Source organism: Pantoea sp. Ep11b, from assembly GCF_040783975.1.
Lineage (GTDB): Bacteria > Pseudomonadota > Gammaproteobacteria > Enterobacterales > Enterobacteriaceae > Pantoea.
In genome coordinates, this window is the sequence record NZ_CP160631.1 from 3,580,014 (window position 1) to 3,597,960 (window position 17,947).

16 protein-coding genes are annotated in these 17,947 nt (G+C 52.7%); 4 read left to right on the forward strand and 12 right to left on the reverse strand.

Annotated features, from left to right (window positions below; all coding sequences use genetic code 11):
• Nucleotides 1-11 precede the first annotated feature (11 nt).
• The 9 genes from AB1748_RS16805 to xerD form a co-directional block, all read right to left on the reverse strand.
• Nucleotides 12-2,555 carry an outer membrane usher protein gene (locus tag AB1748_RS16805; protein ID WP_293770413.1) on the reverse strand — a complete coding sequence of 848 codons (2,544 nt, stop codon included), beginning with the start codon at nucleotides 2,553-2,555 and terminating at the stop codon, nucleotides 12-14.
• Nucleotides 2,555-3,088, reverse strand: a complete 534-nt coding sequence (locus AB1748_RS16810) for a fimbrial protein (RefSeq protein WP_367395803.1) — start codon at nucleotides 3,086-3,088, stop codon at nucleotides 2,555-2,557. Before AB1748_RS16810 ends, AB1748_RS16805 begins: the two co-directional genes overlap by 1 nt.
• 86 nt (nucleotides 3,089-3,174) lie before the next feature.
• Complete coding sequence (locus AB1748_RS16815) at nucleotides 3,175-3,720, reverse strand: fimbrial protein (RefSeq protein ID WP_111142268.1); 546 nt, start codon at nucleotides 3,718-3,720, stop codon at nucleotides 3,175-3,177.
• A gap of 1,081 nt (nucleotides 3,721-4,801) precedes the next feature.
• A complete protein-coding gene (locus AB1748_RS16820; protein WP_111142274.1) occupies nucleotides 4,802-5,365 on the reverse strand; it encodes a LuxR C-terminal-related transcriptional regulator in 564 nt (187 codons plus the stop codon).
• Between the two features lie 622 nt (nucleotides 5,366-5,987).
• Nucleotides 5,988-7,508, reverse strand: coding sequence for a lysine--tRNA ligase (gene lysS, locus AB1748_RS16825; RefSeq protein WP_293770414.1), 1,521 nt, complete (start codon nucleotides 7,506-7,508; stop codon nucleotides 5,988-5,990).
• Nucleotides 7,509-7,517: 9 nt separating this feature from the next.
• A protein-coding gene (gene prfB / locus AB1748_RS16830) for a peptide chain release factor 2 (protein ID WP_111142219.1) occupies nucleotides 7,518-8,616 on the reverse strand; the annotation gives its coding sequence in 2 pieces (ribosomal slippage) (nucleotides 7,518-8,540 and nucleotides 8,542-8,616; 1,098 coding nt in all).
• 229 nt (nucleotides 8,617-8,845) lie between these two features.
• Complete coding sequence (gene recJ / locus AB1748_RS16835; RefSeq protein WP_367395804.1) at nucleotides 8,846-10,582, reverse strand: single-stranded-DNA-specific exonuclease RecJ; 1,737 nt, start codon at nucleotides 10,580-10,582, stop codon at nucleotides 8,846-8,848.
• Nucleotides 10,583-10,585: 3 nt separating this feature from the next.
• Nucleotides 10,586-11,299, reverse strand: a complete 714-nt coding sequence (dsbC, locus tag AB1748_RS16840; protein ID WP_367395805.1) for a bifunctional protein-disulfide isomerase/oxidoreductase DsbC — start codon at nucleotides 11,297-11,299, stop codon at nucleotides 10,586-10,588.
• A gap of 21 nt (nucleotides 11,300-11,320) precedes the next feature.
• Nucleotides 11,321-12,214 (reverse strand): site-specific tyrosine recombinase XerD, encoded by an 894-nt coding sequence (gene xerD / locus AB1748_RS16845; RefSeq protein ID WP_293770415.1) that lies wholly within the window; start codon nucleotides 12,212-12,214, stop codon nucleotides 11,321-11,323.
• 102 nt (nucleotides 12,215-12,316) lie between these two features.
• On the opposite strand from xerD, the gene fldB reads away from it, so the two are divergent.
• Entirely contained in the window at nucleotides 12,317-12,835 is a 519-nt protein-coding gene (gene fldB, locus AB1748_RS16850; protein WP_293770417.1) for a flavodoxin FldB, read from the forward strand.
• 62 nt (nucleotides 12,836-12,897) lie between these two features.
• Here fldB and AB1748_RS16855 read toward each other — a convergent pair whose 3' ends face one another.
• A complete protein-coding gene (locus tag AB1748_RS16855) occupies nucleotides 12,898-13,308 on the reverse strand; it encodes a protein YgfX (protein ID WP_111142223.1) in 411 nt (136 codons plus the stop codon).
• The gene (gene sdhE / locus AB1748_RS16860; RefSeq protein ID WP_111142224.1) at nucleotides 13,283-13,549 is read right to left on the reverse strand and encodes an FAD assembly factor SdhE; all 267 of its coding nucleotides are present in this window, start codon (nucleotides 13,547-13,549) and stop codon (nucleotides 13,283-13,285) included. The genes AB1748_RS16855 and sdhE overlap by 26 nt, the downstream gene beginning before the upstream one ends.
• 226 nt (nucleotides 13,550-13,775) lie before the next feature.
• On the opposite strand from sdhE, the gene ygfZ reads away from it, so the two are divergent.
• Nucleotides 13,776-14,762, forward strand: a complete 987-nt coding sequence (gene ygfZ, locus AB1748_RS16865; RefSeq protein ID WP_111142225.1) for a tRNA-modifying protein YgfZ — start codon at nucleotides 13,776-13,778, stop codon at nucleotides 14,760-14,762.
• Nucleotides 14,763-14,825: 63 nt separating this feature from the next.
• On the opposite strand, the gene AB1748_RS16870 is transcribed toward ygfZ, so the two are convergent.
• Entirely contained in the window at nucleotides 14,826-15,491 is a 666-nt protein-coding gene (locus AB1748_RS16870; RefSeq protein ID WP_111142226.1) for a hemolysin III family protein, read from the reverse strand.
• 166 nt (nucleotides 15,492-15,657) lie between these two features.
• Here AB1748_RS16870 and AB1748_RS16875 point away from each other — a divergent pair, with 166 nt between their 5' ends.
• Both AB1748_RS16875 and AB1748_RS16880 read left to right on the forward strand, forming a co-directional pair.
• Nucleotides 15,658-16,374 carry a MurR/RpiR family transcriptional regulator gene (locus AB1748_RS16875; RefSeq protein ID WP_367395806.1) on the forward strand — a complete coding sequence of 239 codons (717 nt, stop codon included), beginning with the start codon at nucleotides 15,658-15,660 and terminating at the stop codon, nucleotides 16,372-16,374.
• 115 nt (nucleotides 16,375-16,489) lie between these two features.
• Entirely contained in the window at nucleotides 16,490-17,929 is a 1,440-nt protein-coding gene (locus AB1748_RS16880) for a 6-phospho-beta-glucosidase (RefSeq protein ID WP_293770424.1), read from the forward strand.
• The last annotated feature ends 18 nt before the right edge of the window (nucleotides 17,930-17,947 follow it).

Sequence of the window (17,947 nt, forward strand, 5' to 3'; positions counted from 1 at the left end):
CAAAAGAAAGCTTATTTTCCCGATGGCTCTTCGCAGGGTAAAAGCAACCCGCCAGATAAAGAGGGTAACGGTTTTGGCAATGTAATATTGCACTTTTCCTGTCCATCCCATTTTATATGCATTTTTTCTCCGGCATTTATCCCGGTCAGCCATGTGCTGCCATCATCGTTGACAATGCCCGTCTGATAGCCTCGGCTGTTTTCCACTATTGCACCAAATGGAGGAGATGAACCATCAATCAACCGAATGGTCGCCATCGCTTTCTCGCCCGCTACAACCCCAAGTCTGCGATAACCAATTGCACCTTCTGTCAATGCTCCCTGAACAACAGAACGGGGAGCGTCCATATTGTCTGATAATTTATCAAGATCGATATGGACACTACTGCGGTAATAACTGTTTAAATCACCAATGACCGCTTTTCCCATTGCATTACTGTGATTTATCCCGCCGTTACCCACTAACGGCACATCTGCGACACCATCGGTGTCGATCATCATACGCGTGGCGCCTACCGTGTTAACACGATGTAATGCCATACCTTTAGCTGTAGCGGTAAGCCCCCCCTGAAGAGACATTCCCACGGCGCTATAATGACTGTCAGTGTAGCTGGCGTTGGCAGTCATACTCGCCAAATCGCCATCATGCGTATAATAACCACTGATACTGGAGTGACCGTCTGAACCCACGCCAGCACTCACCTGATAGTTACTGTTATTATCTATACGATCATTCAAACTAACAGAGTGAGCAGAACCGCCACGATAATACTGGCCATCGTAACCTATTGAACCACCATTTCCCCACGGAATCGTCAGCATCATATATGCCCCATCATCATGGGTATTATGATAAACAGAACGATAACCAGTCATATTCAGGCTGATATTTTTTAACTTCATAAAGTCAAAATATTTTGCCAGCGAAAAGTTATAGCTTTCTGTTGCTGGTCTGTCCCAGTAAGTCTGATGACTGTAATTGATATAGCTGCCCAGACCTATTGATTGAAACTGTTTATTAAATGTTAACGTATAAAGTTCTTTTCCCTGACCGTAATTGGTTCCGTTGTAGCGTAATTCAAGGTATTGGCTCATGCTCAGATAATCACGCTCAGAAAACCGATAGCCTGCAAATGTTACCTGACTATCAATTTCCTCAAATCTTTTTGAATAACTTAGCTTATAGGACTCCCCTGTTTTATCGGAACGATGGTTAAACCTGGCCCGGGATTGTGTTACGTCAAAGGAAAGCGCGCCAAAGGCCAATAAATCACGCCCTACCCCTGCGGATAATGCACTGTAATCGCCACCAAAGAGAGAGCCGCCATACAGCGACCAGCCATTATTCACCCCCCATGAAAACTCCCCATTAGCAAAAGCGGGCCCGCGCGTTTTCCGGGAATAATCTGAGGGTTTACCGACAGCCATTTTATAACGCACCAGTCCCGGCCGGGTAAGATAAGGAATATTGGAAGTATTGACACTAAAAGTACGTACACTTCCATCCTGCTCTCTGACCTGAACATCAAGCGTACCTGATACGGCTGAACTTAAATCCTGTATGCGGAAAGGGCCAGCAGGCACCTGGGTTTCATACAGAACACGCCCCTGTTGCATCACCGTCACTTTAGCATCGGTTTTTGCCACACCGCTGACTTCAGGCGCATAGCCACGCAAATTGGGTGGCAACATGCTGTCATCGGATATCAGGCTTGCACCGATATACCGGAAGCTATCGAAAATATCTGAAAAAAGATAATTTTCACCCATGGTGAGTTTTGCACGCAATTCACCGATGGCGCGATACATATAGTAGCGGCTCATGCGCAGTCTGTGTTGAGAGGACTGATTAGCGCCAGTGGTATGGTTGTAATTTCCCTGCCAGTCACCTCTTAAACGCCATGGCCCCGCATTAAAGCCGACAATGCCATTCCCACTCAGATCCTGTTCATTTTTCTTGTTCTCAGATTGAGTGTTACTGCGCGCATTCATGTTGTAGTCGAGGATAAATCCCGGGATCCCCTGGTCCCAGCGTGAAGGCGGATCCCAGTTATCAGCAATGTATTCGATATAGGCCTGAGGAATAGAGATATCCAGCGTATTATCGCTCAGATTTCCCGTCACCTTTGCGCCGGGCAGAGACGAAAGGTCGATACAGGAGCCACCATTCGTCCAGGTCAGCTGCTTATTCATCTTACTTTTCAGACCGATTTGTGAAGCGATAGCAGCCGTGATACAGGGTTCACTCCCCTTTGGATCATTTTCAGGTGCCCGGAATACCACATTGACTTCATTCAATTCATGGTGATTAACCCTGAGGGTCATAGTATATTTTCCGGGCATGACATAACCGGCCCGGGCAAAATGACTCAGGTCAATATGCTTTCTGTCACTGACATCCAGAACATCGGTATTAAACTGAATATCCTGTCCGCTGATTTCTTCCGAGGCTTCAGCATAAAAATTCCCGCTTAAAGCTAATAAAATACTGATGAAAAGAGGCTTCAGTTGACCTTTCATATACCGCGAATCAGTTCTTTTACGTTTTCCATTCATCAGTAATAATCCATTTTGAAACTAATGGTGCTCTGATAATCCCCTGGATTGATTGCCCTTTCATTCGCCTTCAAACGCATATTGAACTCCAGGTCCATGCTGTCAGGCTCAAGCGTATAGGCTGGCATTGCTTTGCCCGGCTCAGCTACATTTCCTGCTTTATCTGTGATTTCTATTCCGACGCCACTACCTTCACCTTCAACACTAAAAAGAGAATGCTCACTCTTTTTTCCATTAAAAGTTATTGAAAATTTCACCCCGCTATTGCTGCTATTTAAAACGCCGGGCAGTAAACAATCTGATAAACTTATCCTGAATGGCTTAGAAGGCCCTGCGCCATCATTTATTATTGTACTGACAGGAAGAGTAGATAGATCTACGCTCTGATAACGACTTTCTGAAGAGATCCCGCAAGGCGTATCAATGATCGAACCAAGAATATGAACATTGCCATGTCCCTGAGTAGTTGCACTGACAGACGGAACCTGACTGAACACCGCCAGGAGAATTAAATAGGCGAGAAAAATTCTCATATTAATTATTACCCGGTGCATTAATGCACATATCTTCCCTGAAAAGAAACAGGCGTTTTATCGCCTGTTTCTTTGCGTAAATATGCTTATTCGTAGGCTAACGTGAAGTTAGCTACGCTGGTAAATTGACCAGGCACAATTGGGTTAGCCGTGTTATCTGCTGCACCCTGCAGATAAGCAGAATAGAGCAGGTTGGCTTCAGTAGAAGCGTTAACAAAGGTATACGCTGTTGAAGGGGTACCCAGTTTAATTGCTTTATCGTCGTTGTCAGTAATTGCAATGGCTGCGCCAGATGCTGTGCCACTCAGCGCCAGCAATGTTGAGGTGCTGTCAAAGCTCGCGGCTTTACCCGTAAAGGTCGCTGTCACTGTTTTCTTCGTTAAACCGGTGACATCGCAGTCTTCCAGCTTGATGCGGAATTCTCTAGGCTGAGATTTACCACCTTTAGCCAGTGCTGAGCTGGTAACCTGTCCCAGGTCAACCGTCTGCTCAACGCTATCCGCAGAAATAGAGCACGGCGCGTCGATAATTTCACCTTTGAAATTTACAGTACCGTGTCCCTGATTAGCTGCAAATACGCTACCGCTCGCCAGAGCCATACCCAGAGCCATTGCCAGTTGAAGCTTTTTCATTTATAACATCCTTAAAATTGTTAATACAAAGTGAAATACGCGTTGTTAAACAGAAAGCGGATTTATTAATGAGTAAATCTTACTTTCCATGTCAGATTCGGTGGTAAAGCGTATCCATGAAGCAGCTATACAATTCTTTACCTCCCTTAACGGCGACATTTATACCTGCCAGACCGGACTCTACAAAACAGTATTTATCCAGGAATTATCCAGATAGAAAAGTGATAACCTGCGGGCCGATTGCAAAATGAGAATGGAGTGAGTAAAAACACCGATAATTCAAAAAATTGAAATATGGCCGAAAGGAAAAAATGCACGCCTGCCATTTAAGAACTTTCGCGATATAATTTCATGAACTCACAAAGGAAAGTCCGATTAAGCCACCTTCTTAAAACAGCTCACCAAAACTCACCCTGACAATCTCACTTAACCATTTCTCAAACCAGAACAGAAATTAATATTATGTTAATTTCCCCTGTCATTTTCTGCGCTGATTTCGCGCTCGATGCGCGCTGGTAATTAATGACATTCTTAAGTAGTTTCAGTCAGAATCTCAATCCAGGAAGCGAAACATTGAAATAATTATCAGCGTAACGGTGAAAAGCAACGTTATAACAGAGTTTTTAGTCGCTTTTTTACGTTGTGGCTTCAACGTGCTGAATTAGCTTTGATGGAGGAAGAAGGGTGTGCGCTCTGCCAGATTAAGAAAAAAAGAGAAGTTCAGTGCCTGCCAGCTTGCTCTTCAGAAAAGAGCAGACAATTGAGAGAAAGAACAGTCATCGGTGCTGCAAGAATTTCCGGCAAGGGGCGTGTGAATCTATGCTATCAGGAATGCGTTCCATACCGAGATCCCTGACGCTTTAATTCCGGACATACGTGTCCGGGTGATACAGGCAGGAGTGGTGGCAGACGGAGACGAGAGAGGAGAGACGAGAGAGGAGAGAGGAGAGAGGAGAGAGGAGAGAGGAGAGAGGAGAGAGGAGAGAGGAGAGAGGAGAGTTTATTCTGCTCAGCATCAGCCATGATCAAGGCTGGCCTCTGATTTCAGGCTGATGCTAAGCAGAGTCACTTTGAGGATGATTTACAGGGTACCGCCCCGGGCGTCACCACTATCCGTGTGGTTATAGAAATAGTTTATGGTTTTATAGAAATCGAGACTATTTTTACACTGCCATTTAGACATTATTTTTCTTTTGAGATAGCTGATGTTCTTTTCAGTGCACTGAAAGTAGCGGGCGATTTTTTTGTTAGATATTCCGCGATATAGCAGATAGCAATAGCGTCTTTCCCTGGCCGTCAGGCAAAGGCTGCGGTCGCCGTTTTCAGGACGCTGAGCAGCATCAGCTATTGATATCTCACCGATTAGCGAAGAGATATCATCTACTTTGATATTCCCCGGAACCAGCCTGATGTTTTCCATGCCCGTAAAGATATAGAGCGTTTCATAGATGTGCGCAGGCACAAGCGCAATGCTGTACTTCTTTCTTTTTTTATAGTTAACATCCGCTTTCATCAACTCCAGTAGCGTAACCTGTCTGATTGTGAAGCGATATTTTCGTCCGGCAAAATTCGTTCTCAGAACTTCATTAATTCCATTAATTAAAAATTTATCATCACCAAGAATAAATACTTCGTTATTCGTCATGGCTAACCCTTTATACTATTTATTATAATTGATAACGTCCCCGGAACATTAAAGTTTTCAGGCTTTAATGGCTGAGCTATTTTATTATTATTTTTATTTCTCTGTGAGATAAAAATGCTCTGATGGATTTAACATTCAATACTTAATTGGGTCTATTATTATCTGTTAATGACAAACCTGGCCAATGCGTCTTCTCTCCTCTACTGAAAATGCCAAAATTAATCATGAGGTTACAATAAATACCCATCATCACCCTCTTTTCACATCACACCTGTCCGGGAAAATTTTTTATAACTTCTGATATAAAATTAAGTGCTAATTCTAAGTTCCACTGGTGGGAAGGTATTGTTTGAGGTTCACGGGGACGGGCTTTCTGGCCTGATAATTGTCAAATGAGACCGCCATGAGGAGAGATAAACGCTAACTGGCATTCTCTTTATGAGGCTGCTCATCTGATATATACACTTTCAGGACATCAGCAATAAACTATTTTTAATCCACGGAAAGCAACGAGGAGGATGCGTAAAGCGCAAAAAAGGAGGGGTGAAACGGGACAGAAGCTGCACCCCGAAAAGTCTGCCGGAGACTTTTCAGGTGCAGCATTATTTTGCTCTGGAAGTAATTACTTGCTGCCCGGACGCAGTGCCGGGAAAAGGATTACGTCGCGAATAGTGTGGCTGTTGGTAAACAGCATCACCATGCGGTCAATCCCGATACCCAGACCGGCCGTTGGCGGCAGACCATGTTCGAGTGCGGTAACGTAGTCTTCGTCGTAGAACATCGCTTCGTCGTCACCCGCATCTTTGGCATTCACCTGCTGCAGGAAACGTTCTGCCTGATCTTCGGCATCGTTCAGCTCGGAGAAGCCGTTACCGATTTCGCGACCACCAATAAAGAACTCAAAACGATCGGTGATTTCAGGGTTCACATCGTTACGACGCGCCAGCGGAGAGACCTCAGCCGGATATTCGGTGATGAAGGTTGGCTGGATCAGATGCGCTTCTGCCGTCTCTTCGAAGATCTCCGTGACGACACGGCCCAGGCCCCAGCTCTTCTCGACTTTGATATGCAGTGACTCTGCAATCGCTACCGCTTTGTCGAAATCTTCCAGGTCGGCCAGATCCGTTTCCGGACGATATTTCTTGATCGCTTCGCGCATGGTCAGTTTTTCAAACGGCTTACCGAAGTCAAACTCCTGCTCACCGTATGGCACAACCGTGCTGCCCAGCACATCCTGCGCCAGGGTACGGAACAGGCTTTCGGTCAGTTCGATCAGATCTTTGTAATCCGCGTAGGCCATATAGAGTTCCATCATGGTAAACTCAGGGTTATGGCGTGGCGAAATGCCTTCGTTACGGAAGTTACGGTTGATCTCGAACACACGATCGAATCCGCCTACCACCAGACGCTTCAGGTAAAGCTCCGGCGCAATACGCAGATACATGTCGATATCCAGCGCATTGTGATGGGTGATGAAAGGACGCGCAGACGCGCCGCCCGGGATCACCTGCATCATCGGGGTTTCCACTTCCATAAAGTCGCGGCCCACCATGAACTGACGGATGCCAGCCATGATCTGCGAACGAATTTTGAAGGTGTTGCGCGATTCATCATTGGCGATGAGATCGAGGTAACGCTGACGGTAACGGGTTTCCTGATCGGCCAGGCCGTGGAACTTGTCTGGCAGCGGACGAAGAGCTTTGGTCAGCAGGCGCAGCTCAGAACAGTGAATCGACAGTTCGCCGGTTTTGGTTTTGAACAGTCTGCCGCGTGCGCCGAGAATATCGCCGAGATCCCACTTTTTGAACTGCTCGTTGTAGATACCTTCCGCCAGATCGTCACGGGCAACGTAGAGCTGAATGCGACCACCCACATCCTGCAGCGTTACGAACGAGGCTTTGCCCATGATACGACGGGTCATCATGCGTCCGGCAACGCTGACTTCGATCCCGAGATCTTCCAGCTCCTCGTTGCTCTTCTCGTCGTAGCGCTCATGCAGTTGATTTGAGAGGCTGTCGCGACGGAAATCGTTAGGGAACGCCACACCGTTTGCACGCAGTACGCTCAGCTTTTCGCGACGCGTTTTCAGTTCGTTATTTAACTCTACGGCGGCATCAGCGCTCTGCGGTTCTTGTTCAGACATGTCGGTTCCTTATAACCCTGCTTTTAAACTAGCTTCAATGAATCGATCCAGATCGCCGTCCAGCACCGCCTGGGTGTTACGTGTTTCTACGCCGGTGCGCAGATCTTTGATGCGTGCATCATCGAGAACGTAAGAACGAATCTGACTTCCCCAACCGATGTCGGACTTGTTGTCCTCCAGCGCCTGTTTCTCAGCATTTTTCTTCTGCATCTCAAGCTCATACAGCTTCGCTTTCATCTGCTTCATCGCCTGATCTTTGTTCTTGTGCTGAGAGCGATCGTTCTGACACTGGGTCACGGTGCCGGTTGGAATATGGGTAATACGTACCGCAGATTCTGTCCGGTTAACGTGCTGACCACCCGCACCGGAGGCGCGGTAAACGTCAATACGCAGATCGGCCGGGTTGATGTCGATGTCGATATCGTCATCCACTTCCGGATAGATAAAGGCGGAGCTGAAGGAGGTGTGACGACGGCCGCCGGAGTCGAACGGGCTCTTACGCACCAGGCGATGCACCCCCGTTTCGGTCCGCAACCAGCCAAAGGCGTAGTCGCCTGACACACGAATGGTCACAGATTTAATGCCTGCGACTTCACCTTCAGACTCTTCGATAATTTCGGTTTTGAAGCCTTTGGCTTCTGCCCAGCGCAGATACATACGCATCAGCATGCTGGCCCAGTCCTGCGCTTCAGTGCCGCCGGAACCGGCCTGCAGATCGATGTAACAGTCGGCGCTGTCATACTGGCCGGAGAACATGCGGCGGAATTCCAGCTCGCCCAGCTTACTCTCAAGGCCATCCAGCTCGGCAACGGCTTCGTTGAAGGTCTCTTCATCTTCCGCTTCGACGGCCAGCTCAAGCAGGCCCTGCACATCTTCCAGACCCTGAGACATCTGCTCCAGCGTCTGTACGATCGCTTCCAGCGAGGAGCGCTCTTTGCCCAGCGCCTGGGCTCGCTCAGGCTCGTTCCAGACATCGGGCTGTTCCAGCTCCGCGTTTACTTCTTCGAGGCGTTCTTTCTTGGCATCGTAGTCAAAGATACCCCCGAAGAACGTCGCTGCGCTCACTGAGGTCCTGAATACGATTTTTGACCGGGTTGATTTCAAACATGGCTTTGGCGTCTTTCTTATGTTCGATGGGACAGGAAAATTAACGTTCAAGTTTACCCGAAACTGTCGGCAGATTGTAGCGCTGAGACAGCGGGCTGATGCCGTGCCGGCGTGACCTGCCCCATCCGGCATCAGGTTATGACGCCATTTCGTTATTCGCTGCGGCTAAGGAAGGGTAATCGGCCCCACGCGCGGTCCGCGATGTCTGGCGGCGCGCGCGTCAGGCTGATTTAGCTCAGGGGCCAGAGATGATCGATGATCAGCTGCACCGAGCGATTGCCGCGATACTCATTGATATCCAGTTTATAGGCCAGTTCGACCTGGCGAACGCTGCTGTCAGGCCACAGCGTGGTATCAACATTAAAGGCGATACCGTCGATCAGCGGCCCACCATCCAGCGGCTCGACCATTACTTTCAGATGCCGCCCCCCTACCAGCCGCTGTTGCAGCAGCTTAAATTTGCCGTCGAACGCCGGTTCCGGGAAAGCCTGGCCCCAGGGACCGGCTTCGCGCAGCATCTCCGCCGTCTGCAGCGAAAACTCCTGCGGCTGCAGCGCGCCATCTGACCAGATGATGCCCTGCAGGGATTCCCCATCCAGCCACTCGCCCACCAGATCGGCAAAGCGCTGACGAAACTCCTCGTAGCGCTTAGTCTCCAGCGACAGGCCTGCAGCCATCGCGTGACCGCCAAACTTCAGCATCAGCCCTGGGTTGAGCGTATCCAGACGTTCCAGGGCATCGCGCAGGTGCAGACCGGCAATTGAGCGGCCCGAACCTTTCAGCGTGCCATCGCCCGCTGGGGCAAAGGCGATCACCGGGCGGTGAAAACGCTCTTTCAGGCGTGACGCAAGGATCCCCACTACGCCCTGATGCCACTCAGGATGATAGAAAGCCAGTCCCAGCGGCAGATCGCGCTGTTCACGCTCCAGCGCCTGACAGAGCGCCAGCGCTTCGCTCTGCATACCCTGCTCGATCTCTTTTCGGGTCTGATTGAGCGCATCCAGCTCACTGGCCAGCATCCGTGCCTGGCTGAGATCCTCCGTCATTAACAGCGCCACGCCCACCGACATGTCGTCCAGGCGTCCTGCGGCGTTGAGACGGGGTCCCAGTGCAAAACCCAGATCGCTGGCCGCTAACTGGCGGGCATCGCGATTGGCAATCTCCAGCAGCGCACGGATGCCTGGCCGGCATTTCCCGGCCCGAATCCGGCTGAGCCCCTGCCACACCAGGATGCGGTTATTCACGTCGAGCGGCACCACATCGGCGACCGTGCCGAGCGCCACCAGGTCCAGCATCTCCGCCAGATTAGGTTCCGCGCGGGTGGCACCAAACCAGCCCTGCGTGCGTAAGTGGGCGCGCAGGGCCAGCATCAGATAGAACGCAACGCCAACACCGGCGAGGGCGCGCGAGGGGAAGTCGCAGTCGGGCAGATTGGGATTGACGATCGCCTCTGCGGCGGGCAGCGTCTCGCCCGGCAGATGGTGGTCGGTGATCAGAACCGGAATGCCATACTGATGCGCGCACGCCACTCCGGCGTGAGAGGAGATGCCATTGTCGACCGTCAGGATCATCGCGGCACCGCGCGCGCGCGCCTGCTCAACCACTTCCGGGCTGAGGCCATAGCCATCTTCAAAACGATTGGGCACCAGATACTGCACATTGCTGCCGCCCATGCTGCGCAGCGCCATTACTGTCAGCGCGGTGCTGGTTGCGCCATCGGCATCGAAGTCGCCCACCACCATAATACGACGCCCATCCAGCAGCGCCTCATGCAGCAGCGCCACCGCGTTATCAATCCCGCTCAGGGACTGAAACGGCAGCAGATTTCTGGCACCACGCTCCAGCTCGGCGGCGTCACGCACGCCGCGTTGCAGATAGAGTCGTTTCAGCAGCGGCGGCAGGGTGGCCGGTAGCGCATCGTCGACCGTCACCTCACGGCGACGGAGTTCCACATCCTGTTTTACCACCGATTAACCACCACGCTTCTGATTGTCGAGCACCTGCTTCAGCTCCTGCGGCGACTGATAGCCCGGGATCATCATGCCAGTGTCCGTGAGCATCGCCGGGGTGCCCTGGATGCCGAACAGCACACCCAGTTTATAGTGCTGCGCAATGTCGATTTTGCAACTGTCCGGGGCGGTCATCTTCGGCGCATTGCCTTTCATCGCCTCGTCAAACGCTTTGTTGCGGTCAGCACTGCACCAGATCGCCTTCATCGCCGGCTCAATCTGACCGTTCAGACCTTCACGCGGGAACGCCAGGTAGCGCACGGTAATGCCCAGCGCGTTGTAGTCGGCCATCTGCTCGTGCAGCTTGTGGCAGTAACCACAGGTGATATCGGTAAAGACCGTAATCACATGCTGCTCTTTCGGCGCTTTATACACGATCATTTCCGGCACCAGCGCCTCAACCTTTTTGTCCAGCAACTGGTTTGTGACGTTGACCGGCTGTTTGCCGCTGACATCGTAGAGCGGCCCCTGGATCATATGTTTGCCGTCATCGGTAACGTAGAGCACACCGCTTTCCGAGAGCACGGTTTTGAAACCGGGCAGCGGTGACGGACTGATTTCAGTCTGGTTCAGACCGAGCTTTTTAAGTGATTGCTGAATGGCGCTGTCATCGGCATGGGCCAGACCGGAAAAGGCGCTGGCTAACAGGGCCAGCATCGCGAAATGCTTGTTCATTTTTGTCCTTATGGCCGCGGGTCAGGCCCGCGGATGGTGTTGTTGATGCAACTGACGCAGGCGCTCAGTCGCAACATGCGTATAAATCTGGGTGGTGGAGAGATCGCTGTGTCCCAGCAGCATCTGTACGACACGCAGATCGGCACCGTGGTTCAGCAGATGGGTCGCAAAGGCATGGCGCATCACATGTGGCGATAACTTTTCGCTGTCGATGCCCGCCAGCGTGGCGTAATGCTTGATGCGGTGCCAGAAGGTCTGCCGCGTCATCTGCTGCGCCCGGTTGCTGGGAAACATCACGTCCAGCGTCTGGCCATTAAGCAGCCACGGGCGACCATGTTCCATATATTGCTCCAGCCAGTAAACCGCTTCTTCACCTAAAGGCACCAGACGCTCCTTATCCCCTTTACCGATGACGCGGACGACGCCCTGGCGCAGGCTGATATCGCTGAGCGTCAGACCGGTCAGTTCGGAAACGCGCAGTCCGGTGGCGTAGAGCAGCTCCAGCATCGCCTTGTCACGCAGCTCCAGCGGAATATTAGGATCGGGCGCCTGCAGCAGCCGTTCAACCTGCGCCTCAGTGAGATCTTTCGGCAGCCGCTGTGGCAGTTTCGGCGCGGAAAGCAGCGCGCTGGGATCGTCCGGGCGCAGCTTTTCGCGGTAAAGATACTGAAACAGGCGACGCATCGCGCTCAGCAGACGCGCTGAGCTGGTCGCCTTGTAGCCGCCCTCCAGCCGTTCGGCCAGAAACTGCTGCAGATCCAGCGGCGTCACGCTGAGAAGTGTCAGCCCGTGATGCGCCAGCCAGCCGGTCAGCGTCTGCAGATCCTGACGATAGGAGGCGAGCGTGTTCTGCGCCAGATTGCGTTCAATCCAGAGCGCATCGAGAAACTGTTCTGTCAGTTCGCTGTCCTGCACGTTATCTCCGCCGTCTGGTGTAAAATCATGCTCATTATGCCTGATTCAGCGGTGCTTCTGGTACAATTGCGCCAGAGTCAGTATTTACAGAGTGTTATCTGCATGAAAATCGGTCTTTTTTACGGTTCCAGTACCTGTTACACCGAAATCGTAGCGGAGAAAATTCGCGATTTCATTGGCGAAGAGTTAGTGACGCTGCACAACGTGAAAGATGATGATCCGCGCCTGATGGAGCAGTACGACTTGCTGATCATGGGCATCCCGACCTGGGATTTCGGTGAGCTGCAGGAGGACTGGGAGGCGATCTGGTCACAGCTCCCCGCGCTGAACCTGCAGAATAAGATCGTCGCGCTATATGGCATGGGCGATCAGATTGGCTATGGCGAGTGGTTTTTAGATGCGCTCGGAATGCTGCACGATCTGCTGAAGCCGATGGGCGTGCGTTTTGTCGGTTACTGGCCGCTTGAAGGCTATGAGTTCACCAGTCCAAAACCGCTCAGTGCCGATGGTTCACAGTTTGTGGGTCTGGCGCTGGATGATGTGAATCAGTTTGAGATCACTGATGAGCGTGTAGAGCAGTGGTGCGAACAGGTGCTGACCGAAACCGCCGCGTTGCTGTAGCGCCCCTCCTGCCGGACGCAGGCCGGTGAAAGATCGTCACCCTTTTGTCCGCCAGACGGCCTTTAGTATTGCGCCTTGCTGAAGCAGCAGGCCCGTAATGCCCGCCATTCACCAGGCTGCATGCTGTCCTGCATCAGCCACCAGCGCAGGACTTCACCCTGCTCGTTCTTCGCCACCAGCAGTACGCCAATCGGCAACCAGCGCAGTGGCTGTACGGGCCGGAAGCGTTTTCCCTGCCAGATCCAGCAGTGCACGCTTTCCCGCTGCAGCACACCGCGCCGTTGCGTCAGGCGCTGGTAGCTTTGCCAGCCTTCCGCCAGCAACAGCAGCATCACCGCCCCTTTGAAAAGCCCCTCCCCGACCGGCAGCGTCAGCAGCCCTGTGCCCGTCACGGCGGCTGCCAGCCAGGCGCACAGCAATCCATACGCCAGCCGGGAGGGTCGCAGATCACATTGCCACGGGGCCGCGATCATGGTTGCGCTGCTGGATCAGATTCACCATCCGCTTAAGCTCAGGATCTTTTGGCTCACCGTGATTCATCAGCCAGTTAAACAGATCGGGATCGTCACTCTTCAGCAGGGCCACAAAGACCCGCTTATCGGTGTCGCTCAGCGTGTCATACTCAAATTTGAAGAACGGCATAATCGCCACATCCAGTTCCAGCATGCCGCGACGGCAGGCCCACTGAATACGTGATTTATCATTAATATCCATGCATCAGTTTCCACAGTTCACAACGTGGCGCCTAGTGTAACCTGGTTTAATACGGCTCGCAGGCGCGGCGTCGCACGCTGTGCAACCTGCCACATTTCAGGCCGGATCTTTTCAGGGTTATCACGCCTTTTGTGCGCCGTTTTCCGTAAACAGGTTGCATTGCCAGTCGGCTCTTTTAACATTGAAGAAACTGTTCCGGATGAACCTTCTTATACAGGATATCTCCATGCCCACTTTTACTTTACCGCCGCGCCAGCCTGCCGCGTCGTCCCGTCTGCCATTAACCCTGATGTCACTGGATAACTGGGCACTGGTTTCCATCACCGGTGCCGATAGCACCGCTTACCTGCAGGGTCAGCTGACGCTGGATGTCGCCGCACTGGATAGTGATCACCACGCGCCCGCCGCACACTGCGATGCCAAAGGCAAGATGTGGAGCAGCCTGCGCCTGTTCCATCGCGGTGAGGGCTATGCCTATCTGATCCGCCGTGCACTGCGCGACACCCAGCTGACCGAATTAAAGAAATATGCTGTCTTTTCGAAAGTGACAATGGTCGCCGACGATGAGTCAGTCGTGCTGGGCGTGGCCGGTTTTCAGGCGCGCGCCGCGCTGACCACTCTGTTTGACAGCCTGCCCGACAGCGAAAAACCGGTGGTGCAGCAGGGAGAGACTACGCTGCTCTGGTTCGCGCACCCGGCAGAACGTTTTCTGATTGTCACCTCGCAGGCCGTGGCGGAGACGCTGAAGCAGAAGCTCAACGACGATGCGCAGTTCAATGACAGTCAGCAGTGGCTGGCGCTGGATATTGAAGCGGGGATCCCGGTGATCGAGCCCGCGACCAGCGTGCAGTTCATTCCGCAGGCCACTAACCTGCAGGCGCTGGATGCCATCAGCTTTAAAAAGGGCTGCTATGCCGGTCAGGAGATGGTGGCCCGGGCCAAATATCGCGGTGCCAATAAGCGCGCACTTTACTGGCTGGCGGGTCAGGCGAGCCATCTTCCCGAGGCGAATGGCTCACTGGAGCTTCAGATGGGCGATCGCTGGCGTCGTACCGGCAGCGTACTGGCTGCGGTGCAGTTAGATGACGGCACCAGCTGGGTTCAGGTGGTGCTTAACAACGATCTGGAGCCGGATAGCGTGCTGCGGGTCGAAGGTGATGAGGGCGGCCACCTGACCATTCAGCCGCTGCCCTATTCGCTGGATGAGGGCTGATTTCGCCCGCAGGTCCTTCCACTCTGTGGAGGGGCCAGCCCGGCTCAGCGGAACAGGGCTGGGTCAGCGTACATAGAAGTAGATGGCGCAGAAATGGCAGAGACTGCCTCCCAGCACAAATCCATGCCAGATCGCGTGATTATAGGGAATACGCCGCGCCACATAGAAAATCACCCCGAGCGAGTAGACTATCCCGCCCGCCGCCAGCAGCCAGACGCAGCCCGCCGGCAGGATCATCGCCAGCTGATAAACCACAATCAGCGACAGCCACCCCATGCAGAGATAGGTCACCAGCGAGAGCGCCTTAAAACGCTCGGCTATCGTGAGCTTGAACAGCACGCCTGCCAGCGCCAGCAGCCAGATGACGGCCATCAATCCGTAGGCCAGCGGCGTCCGCAGACCGACCAGCAGAAACGGCGTATAGGTACCGGCGATCAGCAGATAGATGGCGCAGTGATCCAGCTTTTTCAGCCAGGGCCTGACCGGGCCATTGGGGATCGCATGGTAGAGCGTCGACGCCAGAAACAGCAGGATCATACTGCCGCCATAGAGGCTGTAACTGATAAACGTCAGCGTATCCGCCTGCCTTTCAGCGGCCTGATGCAGCATCAGCAGCAGTCCGACGATGCCGAAAAGGCAGCCGAGACCGTGACTGATACTGTTGGCGATTTCTTCTGCGAACCAGTCGCCCGCAGCAGACCGGGTTTTATGAGAGAGCGTCGTGGTCATTTCCCTATCCTGAACAACATTAGCGCGAGGTCACGCCTTCCAGCGTAACCAACAAATTTTTCAGTGTACAGCTGTACGCTAAAAATTTCTGATGTGATTCTCTGCCGCTAAACCGCACGCCAAATCTGATAAACTAGCCGCCGGTCAACTGTTCAACGAGTCATTCATGTTTTCGCATCGCGATCTCGCCCGCCTTAACGATCTGGAAATGCAGGTCTATCAGTTCATCATTAAGCACCGTGAAAGCGTCAGCTATATGACGATTCGCGAACTGGCTGAGCAGACGGGGGTGTCCACCACCACCGTGCTGCGTTTCTGCCGCAGAATGGGCTGTGAAGGCTGGTCAGAGTTCCGTATCCGCCTGCGCTTAGACGAGAAGAGCCCGCCGCTGCTCAACACGGCGGGCGTCAGCGATATGCTGAGCTTTTTTAAAAGCATTAATAATCCCGAATTTGAAGAACTGATTGCGCAGGTTGCCCGGAAAATTAATAAGGCGGAGCAGGTTTTCTTTATTGGTGTCGGCACCTCTGGCAGCCTGGCGAAATATGGTGCGCGTTTCTTTTCTAATCTCGGAAAATTCAGCCACGCAATTGATGATCCCTATTATCCGGTGACAGCAGATCTCTATGAAAATGCGATGGCGATTATGCTGTCGGTGTCCGGTGAAACCGCAGAGATCCTGCGCATTGCCAGCCAGTTCAGCCAGAATAAGTGCAAAATCGTGGCCATTACCAATACGGAAAGCTGTTCGCTGGCAAAGCTGGCAGATTTTTCACTCTGCTATCATGTCCCCATTATCCGCACCGCGGATCACTGCGATATCACGACTCAGGTGCCGGTCACCTATATTATCGAAGCGATTGGTCGCCAGCTGAAAAAATAAAACAGCCTGTTTTTCAGATGTAACAAACGCACTATCCGGCCCGGTGTTATATCGTGACTTTCTTTATTGCCTTGCTACACTCAGCTCAATTTCACTATCCGGAATGGAGTCGCGCATGAGTGCAGAATTGCAGTTACCAAAGGGCTTTCTCTGGGGCGGCGCCGTTGCCGCGCATCAGGTCGAAGGCGGCTGGGATCAGGGTGGCAAAGGCGTGAGCATTGCTGACGTCCTGACCGGCGGTTCACATGGTGTGGATCGGGTGATCACCGATGGCGTGCAGCCCGGCCACTTCTATCCAAACCATCAGGGCGTGGAGTTTTACTCCCACTACAAGCAGGATGTCGCGCTGTTTGCCGAGATGGGCTTCAGATGTTTCCGCACCTCCATCGCCTGGACCCGCATCTTCCCCAACGGCGATGAGCAGCAGCCCAACGAAGCCGGCCTGCAGTTTTATGACGACCTGTTCGATGAACTGCTGAAGTATGGCATTGAACCGGTCATCACCCTTTCGCACTTCGAGATGCCCTATCACCTGGTGAAAGAGTATGGCGGCTGGTACAACCGCAAAGTGGTCGATTTCTTTGTGCGCTTCAGCGAAGTGGTGCTTAACCGCTATAAGCACAAAGTGAAATACTGGATGACCTTTAATGAGATCAACAACCAGCGCAACTGGCAGTATCCGCTGTTTGGCTACTGCTGTTCAGGCGTGATCTTCACCGAGCATGAGAAGCCGGAACAGGCGATGTATCAGGTGATGCACCACCAGTTTGTGGCCAGCGCCCGGGTAGTGAAGCTCGGCCACGCCATCAACCCTGAATTTAAGATTGGTTGCATGATCGCCATGGTGCCGGTCTACCCCTTCTCCTGTCATCCGGACGATGTGGTGCTGGCTCAGGAAGCGATGCACCAGCGTTATGTCTTCAGTGATGTGCAGATGCGCGGCGCCTACCCGGCCTACACCCTGAAAGAGTGGGCGCGCAAAGGGTATGAGATTCAGATGGAAGCTGACGATGCCAGCACACTGCGCGAAGGATGTGCAGACTATGTGGGCTTCAGCTACTACATGAGTAACGCAGTGAAGACCGATGCCAGCGGTGTTGATGACCCTATCACCGGCTTTGAGGGTGTTGTGAAGAACCCGCATGTAAAAGCCTCAGACTGGGGCTGGCAGATCGACCCGGTGGGCCTGCGCTATGTCCTGAACGACCTCTATGAGCGCTATCAGAAGCCGCTGTTCATCGTGGAGAATGGTTTTGGCGCTATCGATAAGCCCAACGCCGGGGGCGTGATTGAAGATGACTATCGCATCGACTATCTGCGTGCGCATATCGAAGAGATGAAGAAAGCCGTGACCTGGGATGGCGTCGACCTGATGGGTTACACGCCGTGGGGCTGTCTGGACTGTGTCTCTTTCACCACCGGTCAGTACGACAAGCGTTACGGCTTTATTCATGTGAATAAAAACGATGACGGTAGTGGCGATTTTTCCCGTGCGAAGAAGAAGAGCTTCGGCTGGTATCAGCAGGTTATCGCCAGTAACGGCGAAAACCTCTAATCCCCCGCCGCCGGGCTG

Bases quoted from the DNA above. Each gene is read 5' to 3' on its own strand.
- AB1748_RS16805 (WP_293770413.1), bottom strand. From the start codon at position 2,555: ATGAATGGAAAACGTAAAAGAACTGATTCGCGGTATATGAAAGGTCAA.
- AB1748_RS16810 (WP_367395803.1), bottom strand. From the start codon at position 3,088: ATGAGAATTTTTCTCGCCTATTTAATTCTCCTGGCGGTGTTCAGTCAG.
- AB1748_RS16815 (WP_111142268.1), bottom strand. From the start codon at position 3,720: ATGAAAAAGCTTCAACTGGCAATGGCTCTGGGTATGGCTCTGGCGAGC.
- AB1748_RS16820 (WP_111142274.1), bottom strand. From the start codon at position 5,365: ATGACGAATAACGAAGTATTTATTCTTGGTGATGATAAATTTTTAATT.
- lysS (WP_293770414.1), bottom strand. From the start codon at position 7,508: ATGTCTGAACAAGAACCGCAGAGCGCTGATGCCGCCGTAGAGTTAAAT.
- dsbC (WP_367395805.1), bottom strand. From the start codon at position 11,299: ATGAACAAGCATTTCGCGATGCTGGCCCTGTTAGCCAGCGCCTTTTCC.
- fldB (WP_293770417.1), top strand. From the start codon at position 12,317: ATGAAAATCGGTCTTTTTTACGGTTCCAGTACCTGTTACACCGAAATC.
- AB1748_RS16855 (WP_111142223.1), bottom strand. From the start codon at position 13,308: ATGATCGCGGCCCCGTGGCAATGTGATCTGCGACCCTCCCGGCTGGCG.
- sdhE (WP_111142224.1), bottom strand. From the start codon at position 13,549: ATGGATATTAATGATAAATCACGTATTCAGTGGGCCTGCCGTCGCGGC.
- ygfZ (WP_111142225.1), top strand. From the start codon at position 13,776: ATGCCCACTTTTACTTTACCGCCGCGCCAGCCTGCCGCGTCGTCCCGT.
- AB1748_RS16870 (WP_111142226.1), bottom strand. From the start codon at position 15,491: ATGACCACGACGCTCTCTCATAAAACCCGGTCTGCTGCGGGCGACTGG.
- AB1748_RS16875 (WP_367395806.1), top strand. From the start codon at position 15,658: ATGTTTTCGCATCGCGATCTCGCCCGCCTTAACGATCTGGAAATGCAG.
- AB1748_RS16880 (WP_293770424.1), top strand. From the start codon at position 16,490: ATGAGTGCAGAATTGCAGTTACCAAAGGGCTTTCTCTGGGGCGGCGCC.